Annotated in this window: 17 protein-coding genes; 10 read left to right on the top strand and 7 right to left on the bottom strand. The window is 48.1% G+C overall.

From position 1 onward, the window contains the following. Positions 1-12: 12 nt before the first annotated feature. Positions 13-921, bottom strand: a complete 909-nt coding sequence (locus tag M1D71_RS05465; protein ID WP_458125594.1) for an ArsR/SmtB family transcription factor — start codon at positions 919-921, stop codon at positions 13-15. Positions 922-1,100: 179 nt separating this feature from the next. Here M1D71_RS05465 and arfA point away from each other — a divergent pair, with 179 nt between their 5' ends. Continuing rightward, complete coding sequence (gene arfA / locus M1D71_RS05470; protein WP_458125595.1) at positions 1,101-2,606, top strand: arabinosylfuranosidase ArfA; 1,506 nt, start codon at positions 1,101-1,103, stop codon at positions 2,604-2,606. Between the two features lie 85 nt (positions 2,607-2,691). Here the strand turns inward: arfA and M1D71_RS05475 are convergent, their stop codons facing one another. Continuing rightward, entirely contained in the window at positions 2,692-3,450 is a 759-nt protein-coding gene (locus tag M1D71_RS05475) for an MBL fold metallo-hydrolase (protein ID WP_458125596.1), read from the bottom strand. Positions 3,451-3,581: 131 nt separating this feature from the next. Between M1D71_RS05475 and M1D71_RS05480 the strand changes: the two genes are divergently transcribed. Continuing rightward, a complete protein-coding gene (locus M1D71_RS05480) occupies positions 3,582-4,013 on the top strand; it encodes an Lrp/AsnC family transcriptional regulator (protein ID WP_458125597.1) in 432 nt (143 codons plus the stop codon). 34 nt (positions 4,014-4,047) lie between these two features. Here the strand turns inward: M1D71_RS05480 and M1D71_RS05485 are convergent, their stop codons facing one another. From M1D71_RS05485 to M1D71_RS05495, 3 genes are all read right to left on the bottom strand, one after another. Further along, the gene (locus M1D71_RS05485; protein WP_458125598.1) at positions 4,048-4,545 is read right to left on the bottom strand and encodes a hypothetical protein; all 498 of its coding nucleotides are present in this window, start codon (positions 4,543-4,545) and stop codon (positions 4,048-4,050) included. Positions 4,546-4,666: 121 nt separating this feature from the next. Continuing rightward, complete coding sequence (locus M1D71_RS05490; RefSeq protein WP_458125599.1) at positions 4,667-6,484, bottom strand: ABC transporter ATP-binding protein; 1,818 nt, start codon at positions 6,482-6,484, stop codon at positions 4,667-4,669. Next, positions 6,477-8,219, bottom strand: coding sequence for an ABC transporter ATP-binding protein (locus tag M1D71_RS05495; RefSeq protein WP_458125600.1), 1,743 nt, complete (start codon positions 8,217-8,219; stop codon positions 6,477-6,479). The genes M1D71_RS05490 and M1D71_RS05495 overlap by 8 nt, the downstream gene beginning before the upstream one ends. Before the next feature lie 564 nt (positions 8,220-8,783). Between M1D71_RS05495 and M1D71_RS05500 the strand changes: the two genes are divergently transcribed. From M1D71_RS05500 to M1D71_RS05535, 8 genes are all read left to right on the top strand, one after another. Beyond that, positions 8,784-9,494, top strand: coding sequence for an S-layer homology domain-containing protein (locus tag M1D71_RS05500; RefSeq protein WP_458125601.1), 711 nt, complete (start codon positions 8,784-8,786; stop codon positions 9,492-9,494). Positions 9,495-10,496: 1,002 nt separating this feature from the next. Then, entirely contained in the window at positions 10,497-11,468 is a 972-nt protein-coding gene (locus tag M1D71_RS05505; protein WP_458125602.1) for an ABC transporter permease, read from the top strand. Between the two features lie 16 nt (positions 11,469-11,484). After that, positions 11,485-12,393 carry a carbohydrate ABC transporter permease gene (locus M1D71_RS05510; RefSeq protein ID WP_458125603.1) on the top strand — a complete coding sequence of 303 codons (909 nt, stop codon included), beginning with the start codon at positions 11,485-11,487 and terminating at the stop codon, positions 12,391-12,393. Between the two features lie 41 nt (positions 12,394-12,434). Next, positions 12,435-14,030, top strand: coding sequence for an extracellular solute-binding protein (locus M1D71_RS05515; RefSeq protein WP_458125604.1), 1,596 nt, complete (start codon positions 12,435-12,437; stop codon positions 14,028-14,030). 49 nt (positions 14,031-14,079) lie between these two features. After that, positions 14,080-15,366 (top strand): alpha-L-fucosidase, encoded by a 1,287-nt coding sequence (locus M1D71_RS05520; protein ID WP_458125605.1) that lies wholly within the window; start codon positions 14,080-14,082, stop codon positions 15,364-15,366. A 63-nt stretch (positions 15,367-15,429) separates the two neighbouring features. After that, the gene (locus M1D71_RS05525; RefSeq protein ID WP_458125606.1) at positions 15,430-16,452 is read left to right on the top strand and encodes a carbohydrate-binding family 9-like protein; all 1,023 of its coding nucleotides are present in this window, start codon (positions 15,430-15,432) and stop codon (positions 16,450-16,452) included. A 7-nt stretch (positions 16,453-16,459) separates the two neighbouring features. Further along, complete coding sequence (locus M1D71_RS05530) at positions 16,460-19,093, top strand: transglutaminase-like domain-containing protein (RefSeq protein ID WP_458125607.1); 2,634 nt, start codon at positions 16,460-16,462, stop codon at positions 19,091-19,093. Between the two features lie 4 nt (positions 19,094-19,097). After that, complete coding sequence (locus M1D71_RS05535) at positions 19,098-20,150, top strand: glycoside hydrolase family 18 protein (RefSeq protein WP_458125608.1); 1,053 nt, start codon at positions 19,098-19,100, stop codon at positions 20,148-20,150. A 149-nt stretch (positions 20,151-20,299) separates the two neighbouring features. Here M1D71_RS05535 and M1D71_RS05540 read toward each other — a convergent pair whose 3' ends face one another. Next, a complete protein-coding gene (locus M1D71_RS05540) occupies positions 20,300-22,606 on the bottom strand; it encodes a helix-turn-helix domain-containing protein (protein WP_458125609.1) in 2,307 nt (768 codons plus the stop codon). 266 nt (positions 22,607-22,872) lie between these two features. After that, positions 22,873-24,387: a glycoside hydrolase family 43 protein gene (locus M1D71_RS05545; RefSeq protein WP_458127177.1), complete on the bottom strand. Its 1,515-nt coding sequence runs from the start codon at positions 24,385-24,387 to the stop codon at positions 22,873-22,875. Positions 24,388-24,471: the final 84 nt, after the last annotated feature.

The following is a 24,471-nucleotide window of genomic DNA, read 5'->3' on the forward strand; positions in this document are numbered from 1 at the left end:
ATTCCGATGAACTCAATCCTGGTAGTACAGTCGAAACAGGATATCCTGATTGTAGTTGCCGAATCCCTCACCGTATAAGGTAAGACCGCCTACATGCTGAGCATCTTCCTCTACCGAGAGACGAAGGGTCCATTGGTTGCGTTCCACCGGGATATCTGCAAGTGTAATTTTGGATAGATGTTGTCCATCGATAAACGTACCTTCATTCGTAATTCGCAGCACCTTGAGCATGCCATATTGATTGACACTGTCACTCCACCATTCCGGGGTGAACATGCCGCGTCCGTTGCCTGAATCCCCAGGGCTTGTCCATTCCCCCAATCGGATGCCATTAAGCATAAATGTAATATCCGAGGGCCAATTCGGATTCACCGAAGGGGCTTCTGATCCGATCTCCAGGGACAATTCAATGGCATTGATCTGCTGTCCGGACAAGATATAGTTTGGAATTTTGTACTCCACAAATCCACGGCCAAACCACAGAATATGGGCATGCATCCGCTCGGGGTCGAGAAAATAACGAGGGTCATCGTACTGTCCAATGACCTGAGTGGATGTAGCCAGACCACATGTGGGATAGACATCAAAATGAGTATAATGTCCCACAGGGACGGAAACCTCATGGAGTTTGCGTGCTGTCCCGCTTTCCTGAGGCATGGAGATGCCAATCCAGTCTACTGCAAGGCTGTTCATTTTATGGGTGCCGCCGTCTTTGCGTATCATTTTGGACTGAATAATGCCCACATCCTGAAGTTTGCGGACATGCATGGTTACGATGGCACTACTCAGACCCAGTGAAGCAGCGAGGTCTTTCACATTCATGGGTGTCTCTGCAACCAGGCGGATGATCTGTAGACGAACTTCACTGGCGAGTGCTTCATATAGGGGTAGCCATTCGGCATCGGTATTTGCTCTGATCACAATTGTTCCTCCAATTTTCTTGTATAGAATTAAGTTAAACATAAATCCAGTAAAAATAATAACATTTTGCAAAATTCCTGTTGAAATTAAGGCTATAATCGATTTTAATATAAATATGAACGTTGATCCATAGAATATCAATTAATTTTTATATTAATCTTAGGGAGTTGAAATTCATTATGGAAAAGGCAAAAATGACGGTAGACAAGGATTTTACAATTGGCGTAATTGATAAGCGTTTATACGGTTCATTCATTGAGCATCTCGGACGTGCCGTGTACGGTGGAATATATGAGCCTGGACACCCATCTGCGAACGAACAGGGTTTTCGCACGGATGTGCTGGAGATGGTGAAGGAGCTGCAAGTGCCGATTGTACGTTACCCTGGGGGTAATTTTGTATCCGGTTACAATTGGGAAGATTCGGTTGGACCCGTGTCTGAACGCAAACGCAGACTTGAACTGGCCTGGAGAACGATTGAGACCAATGAATTTGGCTTCAACGAATTCGTGGATTGGGCAAAACAGGCCAATTCCGAAGTGATGATGGCGGTCAATCTGGGAACACGGGGTACGGATGCAGCTCGCAACATTGTAGAATACAGCAACCATCCGGAAGGTTCGTACTATAGTGATCTTCGAATCAAACATGGTTACAAAGAGCCTCATGCGATCAAAACATGGTGTCTGGGCAATGAGATGGATGGTCCTTGGCAGATCGGTCACAAAACGGCAGAAGAGTATGGACGGTTAGCGGTTGAAGCGGCAAAAGTCATGAAGTGGACGGACCCGGCGATTGAGCTGGTAGCCTGTGGAAGTTCGAACCTGAATATGCCATCGTTCCCGGAATGGGAAGCGACGGTGCTGGATCATACGTATGATCACGTGGAGTATCTGTCCCTGCATCAATACTACGGCAACCAGGAGCAAGATACGCCAACGTTCCTCGCACGCTCGCTTGAAATGGATCGTTTTATCGATACGGTGAAGGCGACCTGTGATTATATCAAAGCGAAGAAGCGCAGCAAGAAGACGATGTATCTGTCCTTTGACGAGTGGAATGTATGGTATCACTCTAACGAAAATGATTCGAAGATGGACCCATGGCAGATTGCTCCGCCACAGCTTGAGGATATCTACAATCATGAGGATGCACTGCTTGTCGGCTGTATGCTTATCAGTATGCTGAAACATGCGGATCGGGTCAAAATGGCATGTCTGGCACAACTCGTTAACGTAATTGCACCGATCATGACAGATACGGGGGGTGGTTCATGGAGACAGACGATCTTCTATCCATTCATGCATACGTCTCTCTTCGGACGCGGAACAGCATTGGTGCCATTGATCCAGTCTCCGAAATACGATACAAAACAAATCACAGATGTTCCTTATCTGGAAGCTATTGCAGTGCATAACGAAGAGCAGGGTGAAGTGACTGTATTCGCAGTCAACCGCCATCTGGAAGAATCCCTTCCGCTCGAAGTGGACTTGCGCAGCTTCGGGAAGTGTACTGTGATCGAGCATATTGTGCTGGAAAGTGATGATCTCAAAGCATCTAATACGGCAGCACAACCGAACCGTGTCGCTCCTCATAATCGTGGGGGTGCAGTTATATCCGATACCCTGATTACGGCGAGCTTGGCAAAAGCATCATGGAACGTGATCCGTTTGAAAGTACAGTAATGGATCAGCGTGCTTCTTGAATCGAAAAAAGCTGGGTGCGAGTTCATCGCATCCAGCTTTTTTTCGTCATGTGCTACGGTCTCACTTACGCTTTAAACTCAAAACTTTCGCCATCGTGCGGAATGAGTACCTGACCGTCCAACTGCTCGGATGCCAGATAAGTGGCGAGATCCGTACGGGACACCACACAATGGTTAATCGCATCCATGTGCACAGCGATGACATGAGCAGATGGTGCATGACGCTTCACGGCTGCAACGTCTGGCCCGTCCATTGTAATGGGATCACCCTCTACAAAGCGAGCTCCTCCGGCGTTTAGGACAATGACTTCAGGGCTATATTGGCGAATAGCCTCGGCCGGTTCTTCACACCAGATGGTATCCCCGGCAATGTACGTGGCAGGTTCCCCATTTGCTTCGAGTACAAAGCCGGACACCTTGCCCATACGTTCGCCGATTTCACCCGTACCATGACGCCCGGAAGTACGGGCGAATCGGACAGAGTGATGCTCATGCTTCTCATCTACAGCTGTTACATCCGTGAAGCCAGCCTCCAGAAATACATTCTCGTCCCCAGGCTGGCAGATCAGAGGGATGTCCTTGCGAAATTGCTTCGCTGAGGCTTCATCCCAGTGGTCCAGATGGGTGTGTGTGATAATCAACAGATCCGGATTCAGATAATCCGTTTCGATTTCAGGCAGACCGACTCTCGGATTACGTAGCTCATTCGGTGTGTTTGGAAATGCAGGCATGACTTCAGCGTCCATCAACATCGGATCAACGAGGATGTTCAGCCCTCCGAATTCCAGCCAGAGTGTAGCATGGCGAATCAATTGAATTTTCATTATATTTGCACTCCTTCAGGTTCTTTAATAGTATTACCCTATATGGTATACAACCCGTTTAATGTCGTACATAACATGATGAATGGAAACAGGTTGCACTAATTTCACGGTGAAAGGATTGCTAAAGCGAAATGAATGAAACGATAGATAACACAGATATACGCATTCTGCAGATCCTGATCCGGGATGCCAAGCGTTCTCACAAAGAGATTGGTGAAGAGGTGCATCTTACAGGGCAGGCTGTCGGTGCAAGAGTGCGCAAGTTGCAAGATCTGGGTGTAATCGAAGGGTACACGGTAAAATGGAACCCGGAACGTCTAGGCCTCGGCCTACAGGCCTTTGTCACGGTTTTTTTGAACTCCGGCCACAGACATGCCGCCTTTCGTGCATTTACTGCCGAACGTGAGGACATCGTTGAAGTCCATCGCGTCAGCGGAGAAGGCTGCTACCTGATGCGAGTGCAGACCGGCACCACAGAGCAGCTGGGCCAACTGCTGGAAGCGTTGCTGCCTTACGGCAATTACAAAGTCAGCCTGTCCATAGGTGTAGAGAAATCACAGTGATGTGTGGGAAGCTTGTCCTCATCCATCCCGATGCTCAAAGAGCTTGTTGCTGTTCCCGCAAAGTCTGCTGAAGCAGACTTAGTGCCTGGTTCAGCTCCTTTTTGCTGAGCAGGTGATCGGTCTGAATGTGAGATCGTGTGCCGTCCTTCAGGTACAGGACGAACATGGGCGAGGTGGATAGTAGCCACTTACTGCGGGCGGGTGAGGCAAGTTCAATTTTACGAATAAGGCCCCAAGGAATCTTTCGTTTGCCAGTACGTATAGACTCATCATCCCAAGACAACAAAACAGCGGGGGTTCTGGTTAGTCGAGACAGGAACATGAAGAACAACGGTCCGATCAACCACATACCCAGTACGGCTGCGATGGAATAGTATATCGTCTCCAGTCTTTCGGCTTGTCCATCCACGATGATCCACAATAGGATCACGCACAAGAGAAGGAACAAAAAGCATAGACTCCCTTTCCACAGAGCTGCGCTGCGTCGGTAACGAATCTGCTGAATATCATGCTCGGATATTTCGGGTTGCATACATACTCCTCCTAATTAACATTTGCTAATCGTTATGCCAAACGTGCCGCCTGCTGAGCAGAGCGGCATGTTTAACGATATTGGCTATAACATAGACGCAGATGAGATTAATTCAGGTTCATTACCCTGATATCGCTGAATTTTTGCCTGCATCACGCGCATGGGTGTACAAGTCGGCATACACGCCTTTGGCCGCGATCAGTTCCTGGTGTGGGCCTTCCTCCACAATTTCCCCATTCTCCATCACCAGAATTCGATCGGCATGCATCACCGTGGACAGGCGATGGGCAATGACGATGGTTGTGCGTCCCTGAGATACCGATTCCAGCGCCTGCTGCACGAGCTGTTCGGTATGTGAGTCCAGATTGGCAGTTGCTTCATCCAGAATGAGCACGCGAGGCTGGAACACCACGATCCGGGCAAATGAGATCAGCTGCCGCTCCCCGGCAGACAGACCACTTCCGCGTTCGGATAGATGCGTATCATACCCTTGAGGCAAACGTGAAATCATCGCATGTGCTCCGACAAACCGGCAGGCCTCAATCGCCTGCTCTCTCGTAATATCCTCACGAAACATTCTCACATTATCAATAATGGAACCGGAGAACAGGAAGGGTTCCTGTTGAATCAGCCCCACGATACGATGAAGCTTAGCTTGTGGCAGATGCCGGATATCGGTACCATCAATCTCAATACTGCCCTTGTCTACATCATAGAAGCGATTGAGCAGGGAGATCAGTGTACTTTTGCCAGCGCCTGTTGTTCCCACGATACCTACCATTTCACCCGGATAGAGGTGCAGGTTCATCTGCTGGATCAAGGGCCGATCTGCCCGATAACCGAACGATACATCATTAAAATCAATCTGCCCCATCACGTTCCGAGGTTCCAGCAACGATGCCCGTTGAGGTTCGGGGTCGGCAACTTCAGGCCGCGTATTCAGAATGTTCCAGATGCGATCCATCGACACGGTGGTCGATTGGAATGTATTCCATTGCATCGTAATCTGGTTAATCGGTTGAAAGAACTGACGAATATAGCTGATAAACGCATACAATACCCCGACTTGCAGGGACTCACCCAGTACGGCGCGACCTCCAAGCCAGACCATCATGACCAATGCCGCATTGCCAAGGATATCAAACGTCCGGTTGAATATGACATTGGAACGGGCTTGAGCAATGTTGGCTTTCAGATGGAGTGCATTCTGTTCCGAGAAACGTTTCTTCTGTTCTTCTTCCTGGTGAAAAGCCTGAATCAGGAACATGCCGGACAAGTTCTCTGCCGTAAATGCGATCAAACGGGAAAGCCGCGTACGCGCATTTTGATAAGCTTTCCGCAGTCGACTACGGAATAATACCGCAACAACGGCAATGACCGGCAGAACGATCAGGGAGTAACTCGCCAGTACAGGATCAAGCTGGAACATAAAGACGATAATGAGCACCAGCATCATGCCATCTCGAATCAGACTGAGCAGTACTTGAGTGAAAAAGCTGCTGATGGTTTCCGTATCACTGGATACGTTCGTAACCAGACTGCCGATATGAAAACGATCAAAGAAGGACATGGACATTTTGGAGATATGTTGGAACAGGTCCTTTCTGATCCGGGATACAATGTTCTGTCCCACATGCTGCAACAGATTATTCTGGATATAGGTAAAAATAAAACTGATGACAGCCAGCCCGAGAAAGATGGCTGCGAGCTGAACGAGAAAGCCCACACTGGTCTGGCCTATAGCCAGATGATCATCAATGGCGATCTTCACCAGATAGGGTTGCAGCAGATCTGCCGATATGCCAAGCAGTGAACAGAAGAAGATACCGACAAAGGCCCATTTATGAGGTTTGGCGTATGCCATCATGGCCTTAAACGAAGTTCGTTTACTCTGATCAGCCTCTGGGTCTGGGCGAAGTTCAGCGTTAGCGTTAGACATGATGCAATCCCTCCTCCTGCAAACGATAGGTTGCCGCATATAATCCCTTGGCAGCCATCAGCTGAGCATGTGTTCCCTGTTCAGCAACTCGCCCTTCATCCAGAACGATAATATCGTCGGCATGGCGGACCGCGCTGATGCGGTGAGAAATGATCAATGTGGTTTTGCCTTTGCCGATCTCACGCAGGCTGCGCAGAATACCACTCTCTGTGACAGCATCAACGGCGCTCATGCTGTCATCCAGAATAAGTAACTGGGCTTGCTTGATCAGTCCTCTTGCGAGGCTTGTTCGCTGACGTTGTCCGCCAGATAGCGTGAGCCCACGTTCGCCAAGCAGTGTATCGAAGCGATCGGGAAATCGGACAATATTGTCATAGATCATGGCTTGGCGTGCACTATGCTCCACCGTATCCAGCGATACTTCCCGGTCGCTGAATGCAATGTTATCGCGGATGGTGGTACTAAACAGGAATCCATCCTGAGGGACATAGGCGATGCGGGATCTAAGGCTTTCGAGCGACAACTGCCGAATATCTGTACCATTGATGCGGATCGATCCTTCAGGTGGTTCATATGTACGCAGTAATAGCTTAACGAGGGTGCTTTTACCAGAACCTGTTTTGCCTACAATACCCACCGTTCGCCCGGCACGGATATTCAGTTGAATGTTTTTGAGAGCAGGAGATGAACTGCCAGGATAGGAGAAGGTTAGATTCTCCATGGTGATATCTTGTACGGTTTGGAGTGCTGTGGCTTCAGGAAGTTCACGTACATCGGCTACTTCGCTCAGCAGGTCATTCACTCGCTCCAGGGATGCGCCAGAGCGTTGGACAGTATTAATGACATTGCCGATCTGTTGAAGCGGTCCCATGATAATGCGCAGATATAACGTCAAGGCAACAAAACTTCCGAGCGTAATGGAATTCTGCATGGTCATAATACCACCGACAAGCAATGAAACGACCAATGAGATAGCTCCCAGCAGCGGGAGCAAAGCCTGAAACAGGGAAGACAGGCGAACGAGCCGCAGTTGTTTGCTTTTCATCGCATCGACGGTGGTTCCAAAACGTTCACGGGCACTGTCTTCGATGGCAAATGTTTTGGTTACGCGAATGCCACCCAGCTGTTCTTCTGCGGACTCCGTCATGGTCGCAAGGGCCTCTTGTACGTCACGAGAGCGCTTGCGAATTCGCGGACCGAAAAACACGACCAGAAATGGAATGGCCAGCAAGGGCACGATACTAATCAGAATAAGAGACAATGGAATCCCGCTAAGCAACATCATGACGATACAGGATAATAACAGGAAGGTGGCATTAGTCATGAGCGTCACGCCGTTCGATATGGCTTCACGTACGGAAGTCACGTCATTCATGAAATAACTGAGCAGTTTACCGTTCCCCTGTTTGGAGAAATAGTGCTCACTAAGTTCGGAAAACTTACTGAATATACGCTCACGCGTCATGAATTCGAACCGTCGACCGAGCTTCATGATCATGAATTGCCCGGTACCGAAGAGCAGATTATACCCGATGGCAATAGCCAGAAGGGAAAGGCTGTACCTTAAGACCGACTGCATCTGGAGCGTATTCTGCAACAATTGGTCCGTGAAGCTGCCCAGTATGCGGGGCAGGGATGCCTGCCCGACATTGGAGGCAATAATCAGTAAGACAGCAACCAGATATACAGGCCAGTTCGATACAACATAACCGCGAAGTAATCCTTTCTTGGACATAAGCGTTGTTCTCCTTTTGTTATAGGTGAAGTCAGTCCGGCAGGTGGAGTCAAGAAAAGGGCCGACACCTGTTATTAGCGCGTCGTGCCCTCTTACTGTATGCGATCCAGTTTGCTGTTTATCCGTCAACCGATGAATTTCTCTATTCTTATTTTTGCGCTAATCCGAGTGGATGTCAACGAAGTCACTTAGGTGAATTAGATTATCGGCGTTGGAAAAGAGTTGTATGCAGTGTTCCCGTGTTGTATTCACCAGATGTCGAATTACTGAAACATTTTCTAAGGGTATCCCGTCTGTAGGAATGAAGAGGTAAAAAATAGGTTTTACTAATCATATGGAGGTGCCAGGAAATGAAACATAAAAAAGGATTGGCTGCAACGCTCGCACTCTGCGTTTCTTTGACAGCAGGAGGTGCATCGGTACTCGCTTTTTCAGATGTGAAAGATGAAGGGCAGAAGTCGGTTGTCGATTCATTGAAATCAAAAGGTATTGTTAGCGGAGTGACAGCGGAATCTGTTCCGTCCAGATCTCGCATTGTCCGAGCCACAAGGTGTTCAACTGATTGTGAACGCATTTGGTCTGAAGAATGCATATGCTGCGTCTTCCGCGCAGGATAAAATTAGTCCGGACACTTGGTATGCCGATGCTGTTCAAGCGGCTACGCAAAACGGATTGTCTGTTCCGGTAGAAGTAAACCCGCAGGGCAAGATGACACGCGAGCAGTTTGTTATTTTGCTGCATGAAGGAATTAACACAACCGGGAATTATCCGGTCATCATGAAGTATAATCTTGTTAAGGACGAAAATAAAATCGGTAAGGACGCCATATCTGCAGTCCAGAACCTGCTGAACATGAACATCATTGAACTGGATAAGGACGGGAATTTCCGTCCAGATCAGTCGCTTACCCGTATGGAGGCTGCAAGCATGATCTTCAATGCACTTGAATTTGTGGATAAACACGGCAATGGCGGCTCAGCAGAGCCAGCTCCAACCACTCCAGGTGAAGGCCAGCAAGCGATCGTACCTGAAGTGACAACGACGAAGGTTGATGACAAAACAACTAAAGTTAAACTCAGTGCAGAAATGCCTCACCCTGGTTATGGATTGAAGATTGATGATGTAAAATTGGAGAAGGATGGACGCGCTATCGTGCTCTATTCCATTATTCAACCTGATCCGGACATGATGTATCCGATGGTCATTACGAATGCGACTGCAGAAACGGATATCCCAACGGGATATACGGCAGAAGCTCAACCTTCTGGCAAGTAAATTCACTGCAAACCATATAAACTAAACGCTGTTAAACGGATATGTATCCTCAAACCCACCTTCCATATATGTATGGAGGGTGGGTTTTTCATTTGAGTTGAAGCTGTACATAGGCTTTAAACCGCTAAGAATCCGGATTAAAGTTATATGTCAACTTTTCTTTTGTATGGTAATTTAAATTACACTTTATGAAGTTTGATAGATTATTTGTGTTATGTTAATTAACGTGGATGTTATCGTGTATGAATTATTTAATGAATATTTGTTTAGGTTATACAGCTAATTTGTGTTATCGTAGCGGCTTTATTTATGGTATTCTTCCAAAAAACTCACATAACTCAGTTTCCAAACCTTGTGCAAAATCTACATATACGACTCGGTATTCCCAATGTTTATAAGGGTTTATGTATCCTGTAGGCAAAGATAAAAACAACATATATACGAAAGAGGGAGGAGAAATATAGAATAAGGGCAAGCAATTACAGGCTTGTAATATGTGATATGTATATGATAGATAATATTACATTTTGATTCAACATTTAAGTGTCTTTCCCTGGAGTATGATGCTTTTAGACATGAACACCATGGGCAGATAAGTATGTGGGTTTTGACTTTAAGGCCTGTTTTCTAACCTACGTTTAGATCTAACATCTTTCCAAGTTCGTATGATGCAACTCCAAATGACATCTACAGGAGGGAAAAGGGTCAAATTCTACATGTTTTACTTCCCCAAAATGACAATGACAAGCTGATCACAAAAGTGTAAACCCCCGTTGTAACAGTATATTCCGTGATTTTAAGAGTGAAGATGGAAATGGCATATTTACGGATTCGGAAATGATCCATAAACTCAGTATGTAAGCGTTATCAATTAGGGAGGGAACAGAGCCGCTCATCATAGAAACGCACGCGGTTCGGAACTCTTTCCTTATATTTTAACAGGAGTGCTTCGCTCTTCCTCACAAACGGCCGGATTTTCATTAGAAAAGGAGGAAACAACTGATGCAGCCAAATGGGAAGTCCGCCTTGTCGCAAAACTTAGCGGTAAACACGATTCCGAACAGCAAGAAAAATGAATTATGGAGAAGGATGATTCGAAACTGGGAGTTGTATCTGTTTATCGCGCCAGCCTTTTTATACTTTCTGATATTTCATTATGGTCCGATGTACGGCATACAAATCGCATTCAAAAACTTTATCCCGACGCTTGGTGTCACGGGAAGCCCATGGGTCGGATTCGATCATTTTATCCGGTTCTTCAATTCTTATTATTTCTGGGATTTACTATGGAATACCCTTAGTATCAGCTTGTATGAGCTGGCTATCGGTTTCCCGCTGCCGATTATTCTGGCGCTAGCGTTCAATGAAGTAAAGGACTCCTTCTTCAAACGTACCGTGCAGACGGTCACGTATGCACCGCATTTTATTTCGGTCGTCGTGATGTCGGGGATGATCATTACCTTTTTGTCACCCTCGTCAGGCATGATTGTCAATTTGGTGGAGGCCCTTGGATTTCAGGCACCTCAATTTCTGACGGACCCTGCGTGGTTCAAGACGGTGTATGTATTGTCGGGAGTCTGGCAGAGTGCAGGTTGGGGTACCATTATATATCTTGCTGCTCTCTCGGGTGTGGACCCGCAACTGCATGAAGCAGCTGTGGTGGATGGTGCGAGCCGGTTTAAGCGGATTTTGCATATTAACATTCCAGCGATCATCCCTACGATCACCATTTTGTTAATTCTGAATATGGGCAGTATTCTGGGCGTCGGATTCGAGAAAATCCTGCTGCTGCAAAATCCGTTGAACATGGGTTCATCCGATGTCATCTCGACATTCGTCTATAGGTCTGGTCTGGTCGATGCGCAGTACAGTTTCTCTACGGCCGTTGGATTGTTCAACTCCGTGGTTAATGCGATTCTGCTCATTACCGTGAATCAGATTGCACGTCGCACCAGTGAAAATAGCCTGTGGTAAAAGGAGGGGAAAACACATGTCAACCGTAGTGAAAGAAAGCAGAAGCGATAAATTGTTCTTATTGTGCAATTACATCTATCTGACGGTAGCGCTCGTCATTGTGTTGTATCCGCTGCTATACATCATCAGTGCTTCAATCAGTGATCCCAAATACGTAAGCTCCGGTGAGATGTGGCTGCTTCCGAAAGGCATTACGTTTGAAGGTTATGCCCGGGTGTTTGAGAACACCAACATCTGGATTGGGTACAAAAATACGATTATCTATACCGTTGTAGGCACCATCGTCAACCTGATTGTCACGCTACCGGCAGCCTACGCGCTCAGTCGCTCGGATTTTGTGGGACGAGGATTCTTCATGGCTATGTTTATGGTAACGATGTTCTTCAGCGGAGGGCTTGTCCCAAGTTACCTGCTGGTTAAGGATCTTGGTATGGTGAACAGCATGTGGGCACTTATACTGCCAGGAGCTGCATCCATCTGGAATATTATCGTATGCCGTACGTTCTTCCAATCGACCATTCCCAAGGAGCTGCAGGAAGCGGCGCATATTGATGGGTGTACCAACACCCGGTTGTTCATCAAAATCGTGCTTCCGCTTTCCATGCCAATCATTGCAGTGATGGCACTCTTCTACGGAGTTGGACACTGGAACAGCTATTTCAGTGCCATGATCTATCTGAATGATTCCTCCAAGTACCCGTTGCAGCTCTTTCTGCGCCAGATTCTGGTGCTTCAGGAGATGGCGGCTCAAGGGGGGGGAGCGATTGATACCTCTTCAGCAACGGCGATGAATACCAAAGCGGAGATCGCTGCGCTGGTTAAATATGCCGTCATTATTGTTGCCACCCTTCCGGTTATCGCAGTCTATCCATTCCTTCAGCGTTACTTTGTACAGGGTGTTATGATCGGTTCCGTTAAGGGATGATCTTAATCCATATACCACATTAAACTAGGGGAGTTGTTGTCATGAAAAAGCTTCGCAAGGCTTCATCCATTACACTCTGTCTCACCTTATTAGCAACATTGCTTGCAGCTTGTGGTTCAACCAATGAAGATGGGAGCTCGACCTCTACTGTTGAAGGGGTCAAAAAAGAAGGTTTCCCCATTGTAGACAAAACGCTAACGTTGAAGGTTATGTCCCAGGATGCGGGTGTAGCTGACTGGAGCACGATGCCTGTGCTGCAAGAAATGGAGAAACTGTCGGGCATCAAGCTGGAATACCAGCTTTCACCGATTGACAGCTTTGAAACGAAGAAGAATCTGGTTTTCGCGAGCGGGGACTTGCCAGATATGTTCTACGCTGCAGATCTCAAGCCAGCCGAGCAGGTAACTTATGGCAGCCAGGGTATTCTGATCCCATTGGAAAAATACATTGACGAAGGTTATGCACCCAATATCAAAAAGATCCTCGATGAGAACCCGGATGTCCGTAAATCATTTACAACGCCTGACGGGCATATGTATGCACTGCCCTTCATCGACACAGTGGCTGTGTGGTATAGAGGTCCGATGTGGTACAACGGGGAATTCCTAAAGGCGCTTAACGTAGAAGAGCCCAAGACTACCGAGGAATTGTATACGTATCTTAAGCGGGTAAAAGAAGAAGATCCTAATGGCAATGGCCAGCAAGATGAAATACCGCTTACTTCTGTAAAGTTGGATGATCTTCGCATGTTCTTCTTCGGCTTCTGGGGAATGTACAACGAGGGCATCTATTCCGATAAAGACGGAAAAGTTCACTATCCTTATCAAGAAGAAGGCTACAAAGGTTATCTGACGTTCATGAACCGCTTGTGGAAGGAAGATTTGCTGGATCACGAGACCTTCTCACAAACAGGCGATCAGAAAAAAGCAAAAGGCGAAAGTAACAAACTTGCACTGTTCAACGATTACCATCCATACTTCACGCTCGGTGGTGAACCTAGCACGGATCATCCGCTGATGACGCCAGTGAAGAGCGAGGTTGCAGACTCTCCTGTGTACGGCAAGCACCCGGGCATGTCAGCTCGTGGTACCTTTGCTATTACGAGCAGCAACCCGTCTCCTGAGGCGACGATGCGCTGGATTGACTATATATACAGTTACGAAGGTGCAACCCTGTTCAATCAAGGTCCTGAAGGCGTCCTGTGGAAATTCAAAGATAAGGAAAATCACGTGAAAGAGTGGCTTCCTGTTCCTGGCGGCGGTGATCGTGAGGAATACCGGGGTAAAATCACGCCGAACTTTGGCATCCTGACACCGGGCATTAATGATCCGGATGTAGCGAAAGGGCTTCGCACCGAATTTGATGAGTGGATTGACCAGCAGAATCAAGAGAAGTTGGTACCTATCGGAAAAGCACCATTTCCTAACGTTTATCTGACGAATGAAGAGCAAAGCGAAGCAACCGCTCTATTGTCTGACCTGGATACGTACGTCAAGCAGATGGAAGCGAAGTTCGTGACCGGCCAGGAACCGCTTGATAACTGGGATAAGTACATTGCACAGATGAAGAAAATGGGTAGCGACCGTATCGTCGAACTGTATCAGGGGGCATATGACCGCTGGAATACCGGCCAATAACCTAAAAGTTTTTCACAGATAAGGACTCTCGAAAGAGGTGTGGACAGATATGCAGAAATGGTTTGAAGAAGCCAAGCTGGGGATATTCATCCACTATGGCATCTATGCGGTAGACGGGGTTGCGGAATCATGGTCCTTCTATAATGGAAGGGTGTCCTATGAAGATTATATGAAGCAGTTGGACGGTTTTACGGCATCGGAATTCAACGCGGAGAAGTGGGCGGACTTGATTGAAAAGTCTGGAGCCCGGTATGCCGTGCTGACAACCAAGCATCATGATGGCGTTGCCTTGTGGGATACCAAGCATAGTGACCTCAATGTCGTCAGACAGACACCAGCGAATCGGGACATCGTGAGGGAGTATGCGGAAGCGATTCGGGAGAAGGGGATTCATCTAGGGATGTATTTCTCGCTGATCGATTGGTCGCATCCGGATTATCCCAGCGTATATGAAGGTGGAAAAGTACCGGAGGATCTCAGCAGTGTCAATCGGCATTCAAGTCCTGTGGACGGCGTTCAGGATCAGGAAAAGTGGCAGAAGTTCCTGCAATTTAATAACCAGCAGCTGCAAGAGATTTTGACGAATTACGGAAAGGTGGATCTGCTATGGTTTGATGGCGATTGGGAACGGACTGCCCAGCAGTGGAATCTGCCGCAGTTCAAGCATTACCTGCAATCCTTCAACCCGGATATCATCATCAACTCCCGTCTGCAGGGTTATGGGGATTACAAGACGCCGGAGCAGGGCATCCCGATTACAAGACCGGAGGGCCCCTGGGAGTTTTGCACCACGATCAACACATCTTGGGGTTATGTGCCAACAGATCATAAATATAAATCCCTGAATCAGATCATTCGAATGTTCTGTGACTGTATTTCGATGGGCGGCAATATGTTGCTGGATATCGGTCCCCGTGAAGATGGCAAGATCGATAAGAGGCAGGAGGACATCCTGCTTGGGCTGGGAGCATGGATTCGAACCCATGAGGAGGCTGTCTTTGGAACGAGTGAAGGGATTATGCCTCGCTATTATTTGGGGGGAAGCACCGTATCTGAGGACAGAAAGACATTGTACCTATTCGTGTATGACGATCCAAAAGAGAATGTGTGCATCAAGGGTCTTTGCAATCCGATCAAGAAGATAACCGTGCTGCATTCGGACAAAGAGCTTAATCATGAGATTCATGGGGGTGTGCCTTGGTTCAATATCCCGGGGACAACGTGGATCAAGATGACCCCGGAGGACACGCATGAACAGGTGACCGTTCTTAAGCTCGAATTCGATGAGGAGCTGGAAATGTACGGCGGCTCTGGGGCCGTTGTCACCCATAACTAACCATTACAGGGAGGGCATGTGCCGATAGATGCATGCCCTCCCTTACGAATTGGAGAGAACGACATGAACAGAAGTGGAGTGCCAGAACCCAGAATTGAGTATGCTCCCAAACATTATATATGCAAGCGAGCGCAGGAACCGTTGGTGTTAGACGGCCGTGTGGATAAGGCATTTTGGGATGCGGCCCCTTGGACGGATGATTTCGTTGATATCGAAGGGGATCTTCGTCCGAAGCCTGCAAAACAGACACGGGTAAAAATGCTGTGGGATGACGACTATTTCTACTTTGCTGCTGAGCTGATTGAAGATCAGATCTGGGCTACGTTGACCGAGCGTGATTCCGTTATTTTCTATGACAATGACTTTGAGATTTTTATCGATCCCGATGGGGATTCCCATCAATATTATGAGTTCGAGATTAATGCGCTCAATACGGTATGGGACCTGCTATTGGTGAAGCCGTATCGGGATGGTGGACCTCCGGTCAACGGTTGGGATATCAGCGGTCTCAAGACGGCCGTATATATCGATGGGGAACTGAACAATCCTGAGGCTGATAACCGGAAATGGAGCGTGGAAGTCGCAATTCCCTGGACTAGTCTAAAGGAATGCGCCGAAGGAAACCGTCCGCCTGCGCCGGGTGAGTTCTGGCGCATCAACTTCTCGCGCGTGGAGTGGCAGACCGAGGTGCAGGACGGTCAGTACCGCAAGATGCTGAATCCAGATACGGGCAAACCTTATCCTGAGGACAACTGGGTTTGGTCACCCATGGGCATTATCAACATGCATTACCCGGAGTTGTGGGGCTATGTCGTATTCTCGGATGACGGAACGGATCAGTCCTTTGAGTTGCCGGAAGACGAACGAATCAAATGGGAGCTTCGCAGGCTCTATTACCGTGAACGCAATTATTATGAAACCCATGGTGAATTTACACAGGATGTGAAGCTGCTTATGGGTGAGGAATCGTGGAGCTGTGAGCCTGTAATTGAGACGACTCGCAGTCTGTTCCAGATTACTGTGCCTTCGTCGGATGGCACGGCCTTGATCTGTATTCGGGAAGACGGAAAGCTGTGGAAGGAGTGAGATCATAATGACCAGCCAAACCTTGGTATTTTCCCTTGATGCACAGTCTTTGGAGAGGATTGAGCAGCAGTTTCAGGAAAAGGTGCGTTTTGCAGACGCCCGCAAATCGGAGTTGTTTCATATTTTTCAACAGGAGCTAACGGAAGAAGAGACATGGGCATTGAAGTATATGTATGCTTACATGCCGGTAAACGATATGGCTGATTATGATGGGGACCTGTTCTTGAGCCATGTGCGCCGGGCTTTGGATATCCGCAAACGTGTGCCTTGGGGAGATCGCGTCCCGGATCATCTGTTCCTTCATTTTGTGTTGCCTTATCGGATAAACACGGAGAATATTGAAGATTTCCGCGGTTTGATATATGACGAATTAGCTGAGCGGACAACGAAGTTATCCATGGCGGATGCCATTTTGGAGACGAATTACTGGTGTCATGAGAAAGCGACCTATATCGGCAGCGATCTGCGTACGATATCGCCGCTGACGATGATCCGAAATGCTCGTGGTCGATGCGGCGAAGAATCCACGCTGGCGGTGGCCGCTCTTCGCAGCATCGGTATACCTGCCCGTCAGGTCTACACACCGCGCTGGGCTCACTGTGACAGTAATCATGCATGGGTAGAAGCCTGGGCAGATGGTCAATGGTATTACATCGGAGCATGCGAGCCGGAAGCCCGTCTGAATCAAGGGTGGTTCAGCCCGCCAGCCCGCAGGGCCATGCTGATTAATACGAGGATCTATGCCGACTATCCCGGACCGGAGGATATAACGCTCTCCGAAAAGGGGTTTACGGAAATTAATTTGCTTGAGAACTATGCACCAACGCGTACGATCTGTGTGAAGGTGAAAAATGAGCAGGGCGAGCCTGCACCCGGCGCGAGCGTGCGCTTTGAGCTGTACAATACGGCTGAATTTTATCCGATTGCCGAAATCAGGACGGACGCAAAAGGAGAAGCTACCTTTAAGACGGGTTATGGCGACCTTTTGATTCGTGCGGTCAGCGGCGGCAAGTGGAGTGAAATTCTATACAAGGCTCAGGAAAACGAACTTGTAGAGCTTGTGCTGGACTTGTCAGAGCAGCCCACAGGGATCGCAGATTTCGATATGGTTCCTCCGCCGGAAGGGGAGGGGGAGGACGTGATTGCATTACCGGAAGAGAAGATCCAGATTCACAATCGTCGTCTGGAGAAAGGAGCGCAGACCCGGAGCGGGTATGAGGAAACTTTCCTGAGTGAAGAGGAGGCTGTCTCACTGGCTAAAATGGTTGGACTGCCCCTGGTGCGTGTATGGGATATTCTCCAGAAGGCACGGGGGAACAGCCGTGAAATTGCAGCTTTCCTGGAGGAACGTTCCAATCCATACGGTGAGTGGCCGCTCCGGTTGTTGGAGTCAATGAATGAAAAAGATTTAATCGATACTTTTCGCCAGACGCTGGACGATCATCTGCTCGGTGCGCTCTCGCAGCAAGGATCATGGGCGGAAGATACGTTCGTGAGCTACATCTTGTGCCCGCGGATTTCCTATGAAATGCTGGTCCCTTATCGAGGTGTATTCCAAAATGCCTTCTCGGCGGACGAGGCAGCGGCGTTCAGGGAGAATCCTGCGACGCTTGCCCGAATGCTGGAACAGGAATACGAATACGATGAAGATCTTCCTAATCTAAAAGGCAAGGGTAATCCGATCGGGACATTTAGTCTGATGAAAGGGGACTCTCAGTCACTGGATATTTTGTTTGTGGCTGTATGTCGCAGTTTAGGTATTCCGGCGCGATTACATCCGAGTGCGCAGAAACCACAGTACCTGAGTGACGGAGGCTGGGAGGATGCGGTGTTCAGTCTCACCTCAACTCTAACTCAGAAGAGCACAAGCTGGGGAATGCTTCAACTTCATAGGGATATAAAGGCTCCGCAGGATACACCTGAAGCATCCTATTTCGAGAATTTCTCGTTTGCCCGTCTGGAAGATGGCGTCTACAAGACGTTGATTTATCCTTATGGCAGCACGAATGTCTATAGCGAGCCATATGAGGTTGAAACAGGAGCTTATCGCTTAACGACAGGCATTCGTCTGAAAGATGGAACGGCAAAAGTGCGCTTTGTTTACTTTACCGTGAGCGCCGGAGATACCACTGAGGTTGTATTATCCTTTCGCGAGACTGAGGTTGATATTCCTGTACTTGGTAAACTGGCACCAGGCAGTGTACTGACCCGTCTGGATGGTTCAGATGTTGAAATGAAGGAACTTCTGGGATCAGAGGGTGCCATTGCTGCCTGGATTGAACCGGAGCGGGAACCGACCAAGCATCTGATTTGGGAACTGTGCGAGCTCGCTGAGTCGCTGAATAAGCTGGATGTGCCAATCGTACTCATAATCGGAGATGCAGAATGGAACGCTTCCTTTGATCCTATTGGTTATCCGAAGCTGCCTGTGCGCACGATTTTTGTACGAGATTCCAGTTATGCTTCCTTGTCCGGTTTCATTTCGAAGCCTGCAGCTCACGAAGCGGGCTATCCACATCTGTTTGTGCTGGATGACCAGGATCAAATTCGGTATTTGGCTTCCGGGTACAAGATCGGCACCGGGAAGGAAGCCCTGCAGATTGCTGTTGCGATATCTCAATCATCGAACGGAGCGGAGTGAAGAAGTGACGAAATATATTGCTGCGGGTTATGCCGTTGATTCAGTTCTCCCCGATATGACACATGAGGATCTGTTGAAGTTAACACATCTGAACATAGCCTTCGGACATGTCAAGAATGATGAAATCACCACCGAGCATTTAAAGAACGGTCATGTTATCCAGACTATGAAGCGGGAGCATCCGAATCTTACGGTGCTGCTGTCTGTTGGCGGATGGAGCGCTGGCGGTTTCTCCGAGGCCGCCTCAACCCAGGCGGGGAGGGATACCATGGCCGCATCGGCGGTCCGGGTGTTGGAGGAATACCCTTTTGACGGGATTGATCTGGACTGGGAGTATCCTTGTTATGGTGAAGCTGGTATCGCATCCAGTCCTGATGATAAACGGAATTTCACCTTGCTACTCAAGACGATCCGGGAGACACTGGATGCCAAGGGAGCCGAGGATGGCCGTCATTATCTGCTCACCATTGCGGCAGGGGCTGACCAATACTATGTAGACGGTACAGAGATGGCTGAGGTACATCAGTACCTGGACTACGTCCAGTTGATGACCTATGATATGCGCGGCGGCTTTCAGGTTCTAACCGGACATCACACGAATCTGTACACGCCAACAGGAGATTTGTTTCGAATTAGTGCGGATGCTTCGGTGAACCTGTTTGTTCGAGCCGGCGTTCCGAAGGAGAAAATGGTGATCGGTGCCGCGTTCTATTCCCGGATCTGGACTGAGGTTCCTGACCGAAACCACGGGCTCCATCAAATGGCCGGCAGCACAGGCGGCTATGGTCCTTCATTTGAAGAGCTGGAAGCGAAGTTCATCAACAAGAATGGATACATCCGTTATTGGGATGAAGAAGCCTGTGCACCGTTTCTGTTTAATGGGTCCAGCCTCATATCTTATGATGATGAAGAATCGATCCAATGCAAATGTGATTACGTAAAGGGACAGGGTCTGGCCGGAATCATGTTCTGGGAGTACGCCTGTGATCCGACCCACCGTCTGCTGGATGCAGTGCATCAAGGGCTGAAGGATCTTCCGGCTGGGAAAATAGGATAAGCACGTCAGGGAGCCGACGGGTCAGATGATGTATATGGACTAAAAACATACGAAGGGGCCGTCCTATAAGTCATGCTCATGACTTATAGGACGGCCCCTTGTCTGCGTTATTTTGGTCTAACAGTAACAATCACATGAAAAGTAATCCTTTATCCAATACATTCCTCGTCATCATCATCCGGGGAATCGGCGGAATCGTTAGGCCGGTGCATTTTACGATACTGTCCGGGTGTGTAGCCCGTTTCTTTCTTGAATTTGCGGATGAAGTTCGGTGTATCCAGGTAACCGACGCGTGTGATGATATCTTTTAACGGATCAGTTGTATGCAGCAGCAGCCGAATGACCTCATCCATCCGTTTATGCCAAATGTATTGGGTGAAATTCATGCCAATCTTTTCTTTGAAGGAACGACTGAAATACGATGAAGAGATGCTGAATTTAGATGAGATCGTACCCAGGCTGAGGTCATAATCCGAGAAATTGGCATCGATATAAGCAACGATTTCATCCATCAGGGAACTTTCTTCCGTCTCACTCTTCGCCTCGACATGGGCGCAGATCTCTGCGGCAAGCCCAGTCAGTTTCTTCTCCAAATCCTCCAGCGAGTCATAGGATGTAATTCTCGGGAGTTGGTTAACGACATGATGAATCCCGAGTTCCGAGGCGGTTTTAAGCATGGTATTCAGAATATCAAAGCAGATGCAACGCAGCAGTGGTACGGAAGGCATTTCGGTTTTCAGGTTGTTTAACGCGGTCGACACCATCTGAACAGCCACATCATAGCTACCCTGTTTTAAGCTCTGAACCAGCTTGAGCAGTACATCTTTAGGGACCCAGAAGGAAGAATCCTGTGCACTGGAACCGGAAAGGGCGTTAAAGTATGTACTGCTGCCCTGTCCATGCAGCATCGATGCTTCCAGAGCGGTCGATGCCTCGATGTAGGACTGATTCAGTTGCTCCGGATAACTGTATCGATTACCTATCCCGATTGCGGGCGCGACGCCGGTGTGCTCCGTCACCATCCCTTGCAGTTTTTCAACGATAGGCTCCATACGGTTGTTCAGACTCCCTTTATGCCCGATCTCGGCATTAAACCCGACGATGAGAGCCAATTGGTCTGCCTGTGGAAGCTCCACGCCGTAAGCATAAGCAGATAACTCTGACAGTCCCACATCGTTCATCAGCTGCATTATAGTTCTTTGCTCAGCGTTATCGTTATCACTGATCGGAAAAGCATGCATTTCCCAGCCCATGATCATGACAAAATAATGGGATCGGTTGAAGCGTATGCCGAGCTTGTCCGTAAACTCAGAGGGGAAATCTCCGGTATGGCCGTGTTTTAGCAACATAAGCAAAATATGATTGCGGGCATAGGGCTCCTGAAGATCTACGCGCTGACTATAATCGTGCAGTGTTTTCTTGATCCATTCCAGCTCGTTGGTCGTTGAGGATGTATCAGGATCATTCTTCAACCGAATGAACTCCATTAGATCTGAAATGGGGTGGTATTGTCTCCGGGCCAACATAATGGCAAGGAAAGTGCCCATCACCACCATGAAGGAGAAAACAAGAATAATAAAGGTACGAATATGAACGATTCGGCTAAAAAATTGATTGCTAGGCATAGCGGTTACATAAGTCCAGCCAGCGTCTGATTTAACGGATACAACCGAATGTGGTTCTTGATTTAAGGAGATGCTGTGCGTTCCAGGTTCAAGTGCAGACAGAGCACTGACTTCCTGTTCGGAAATGATCTCTCCCTTGTAATTGGCTGCCAGAACTTGCCCGTAATTATCGAAAATGTAAGTCATCCCGTGATAGTCGCTGAGGATGGAATCAATCAAGCCGGTCAGATTAGATTCATGAATCAGGTACATGACGGTTCCGTGAGCGGGCGTATTGTTAGGTGCAATCGGTACAAGGTAAGCCAGCATGGAATTGGGTATTTTGGTTCCTTGAACGACTTGCTCCGCCGGTCGTATCGTAGGGAACTGCACGTTATTCAGATCCCGGATCATTTCTGTTTCGTTCCATGTATTAAATTTGTAGCGGCCCGTGAATACATCCAGATGCTCAGAACCTTGAGAAGAGTAGATGCTGTCATCTCCACGGAAGAAGAGGAACAGCTCATCGATAATGGAACTGGTGGCTTTATATTTGACCAATGCTCCAATCGATTCTCGGCTATAGTACGGATGGTGGGTCCAATACCGCGTTAACTGCTCATCGTAGGCGATACGAAACGCGATGTCCTGTAATTCCTTCATACGATCATCAATGACAGTTTTGGCTTGAGTGAGCTGGTTGACATTGGTCTGTTCAATCTCTGAACGGAGCGTGTCCACAGCATTGTGGTAAATAATGATGGTTAAAATAACAAGAGGTATAAGGAAAATGGAGATATAGGATAGTGTGTACTTAAGCAGAAGCTTGGACTTGAAGTGATTCCATTTCATATCTGCAACCTCCCATTTTTCTTTAGTGCTGCAGCGATGGCGCTCTCATATGGACAGTAAAGCTATTGCCATGATGCGAGATACGGGGTGTACCTACTAAAAATACTAGGAGAACTTCTCTAATAAAGCAAGAAAGATATGACGATAGCAAAATCCCCTCGAAGTTTACTCATTTCCTTATGCTACCACATAAGGCTTTTCAAAGAGTATCTACTTTAAGGGGATAATTATAGTCAAGCAAATATTAAATTTTGGAGTTAAAACGATTATTCTTTCAGAGGTTCATAGTCGAACCAATCGAAACTTGCAGGGGTACGTTCCCCCGATGGATCGTATGCATACATGGCTATAATGACACCCGTGAAACCACTGGCTACTTCAGTAGATAACAGATGGGTTTCACCTGAACCTACTTCGATGGCATCGGATGAGCCTTGCTGGTAGAGGAACGTAAAGTGATTACGGTCGGCCTTGATCTGTAAAACAACCGAACCCTGCTCACAGTCAAGAATCTGTTCTGTTCGTAGAGAGCCGACCGTTCGCCGCAGGATGATTTTCTTCTGACCGTCGATCTGTGTTACAGCCAAATCATAATGATATTTATCATTCATAAATACAGTTAATCCAGCTTCACCGCCACTCGCACTTGGCTCATAATGCAGCCCGGCCGCCATGTTGCATAAGAAATGGCTTAAGCGACGCCCGACAAAGGCTGGATTTCTTCCATCATCGAGCGAAACTGGATGACCCCGCAGGATGAGTTGCCCGGGATTTTCTGTGAGCGTCCAACTATCCGGAGCCGGGTTCCGCAAGAAGATCCAGTTCATGTGCAATGTTGGTTCGTCAAAATGATCCCGGATAGCCTGAGGTGACCAAGGGTGCTCAGGTAACGAAGGTCCGGTCATCTCCGGCTCAATATGTCCGTCCACCCCGATCATCGGCCAACCGTCATCCGTCCAAGTGACAGGTGCCAGGAAGGTTTCTCGCCCCAGATGGTGCCGCATGGGGTAGCCTGCTGGACGAAGGCCAAGACATACGGCCCACCAGCTTCCATCGGGGATCTGGATAAGGTCTGCATGACCTGTTGCATGGATACTGGATTTCATGCTTCGATTGGACAGGATCGGATTATGAGGACACGGATCAAATGGTCCGTATGGATCTATGCTTCGAGCAATGGTCTCCATATGACCATACTCGGTTCCGCCTTCGGCGATCATCAAATAGTAGAAGTCGTTTATTTTGTACAGGTGGGGAGCTTCAGGGGCTGCTCCTCCGGTTCCGGTCCAAATCAATCGGCTTTCCGTCAATCTGGTCCCCGTCGAGATATCTATCTCACATTGGTAGATGCCCTCGCCTTCATCGCCATTACGGGCAGTCTGAAAATACACACGACCGTCATCGTCGAATAGAAATGAAGGGTCTATACCGTTCTGATCTACAAAGATCGAATCAGACCACGGTCCCTCGGGTTGGGTGCTGCGTACATAGAGATTTCCGCCGCCGCTTACATTGGTTGTTGTCATATAGAACCAGCCATCATGATATCTGAGTGTTGGAGCATAAATACCGCCCGAGCTGCCTGCATTCGCTAGAGGAAGTTGTTCTGGGGTAGTAAGGACATGACCGATCTGTCGCCAGTTCACGAGGTCTTTGCTGTGAAAGAGCGGTACACCCGGGAAATATTCAAATGTACTAGTCACCAGGTAATAGTCTTCATCTACACGGCAGATACTTGGATCTGGATAAAAACCCGGAATCACCGGATTGGTATATTTCATCATGTTATACTCCTATTCATTGAGAGAGTTTAGTACGAATCTGGACACATTGAAATTCCCTGCTACAAGGCGAATTATAACGCT

The organism is Paenibacillus sp. Z3-2 (assembly GCF_054161325.1).

Coding starts and splice junctions, on each gene's coding strand:
- arfA (WP_458125595.1), top strand. CDS start 1,101: ATGGAAAAGGCAAAAATGACGGTAGACAAGGATTTTACAATTGGCGTA.
- M1D71_RS05475 (WP_458125596.1), bottom strand. CDS start 3,450: ATGAAAATTCAATTGATTCGCCATGCTACACTCTGGCTGGAATTCGGA.
- M1D71_RS05480 (WP_458125597.1), top strand. CDS start 3,582: ATGAATGAAACGATAGATAACACAGATATACGCATTCTGCAGATCCTG.
- M1D71_RS05485 (WP_458125598.1), bottom strand. CDS start 4,545: ATGCAACCCGAAATATCCGAGCATGATATTCAGCAGATTCGTTACCGA.
- M1D71_RS05490 (WP_458125599.1), bottom strand. CDS start 6,484: ATGTCTAACGCTAACGCTGAACTTCGCCCAGACCCAGAGGCTGATCAG.
- M1D71_RS05495 (WP_458125600.1), bottom strand. CDS start 8,219: ATGTCCAAGAAAGGATTACTTCGCGGTTATGTTGTATCGAACTGGCCT.
- M1D71_RS05505 (WP_458125602.1), top strand. CDS start 10,497: ATGCAGCCAAATGGGAAGTCCGCCTTGTCGCAAAACTTAGCGGTAAAC.
- M1D71_RS05510 (WP_458125603.1), top strand. CDS start 11,485: ATGTCAACCGTAGTGAAAGAAAGCAGAAGCGATAAATTGTTCTTATTG.
- M1D71_RS05515 (WP_458125604.1), top strand. CDS start 12,435: ATGAAAAAGCTTCGCAAGGCTTCATCCATTACACTCTGTCTCACCTTA.
- M1D71_RS05520 (WP_458125605.1), top strand. CDS start 14,080: ATGCAGAAATGGTTTGAAGAAGCCAAGCTGGGGATATTCATCCACTAT.
- M1D71_RS05525 (WP_458125606.1), top strand. CDS start 15,430: ATGAACAGAAGTGGAGTGCCAGAACCCAGAATTGAGTATGCTCCCAAA.
- M1D71_RS05530 (WP_458125607.1), top strand. CDS start 16,460: ATGACCAGCCAAACCTTGGTATTTTCCCTTGATGCACAGTCTTTGGAG.
- M1D71_RS05540 (WP_458125609.1), bottom strand. CDS start 22,606: ATGAAATGGAATCACTTCAAGTCCAAGCTTCTGCTTAAGTACACACTA.
- M1D71_RS05545 (WP_458127177.1), bottom strand. CDS start 24,387: ATGAAATATACCAATCCGGTGATTCCGGGTTTTTATCCAGATCCAAGT.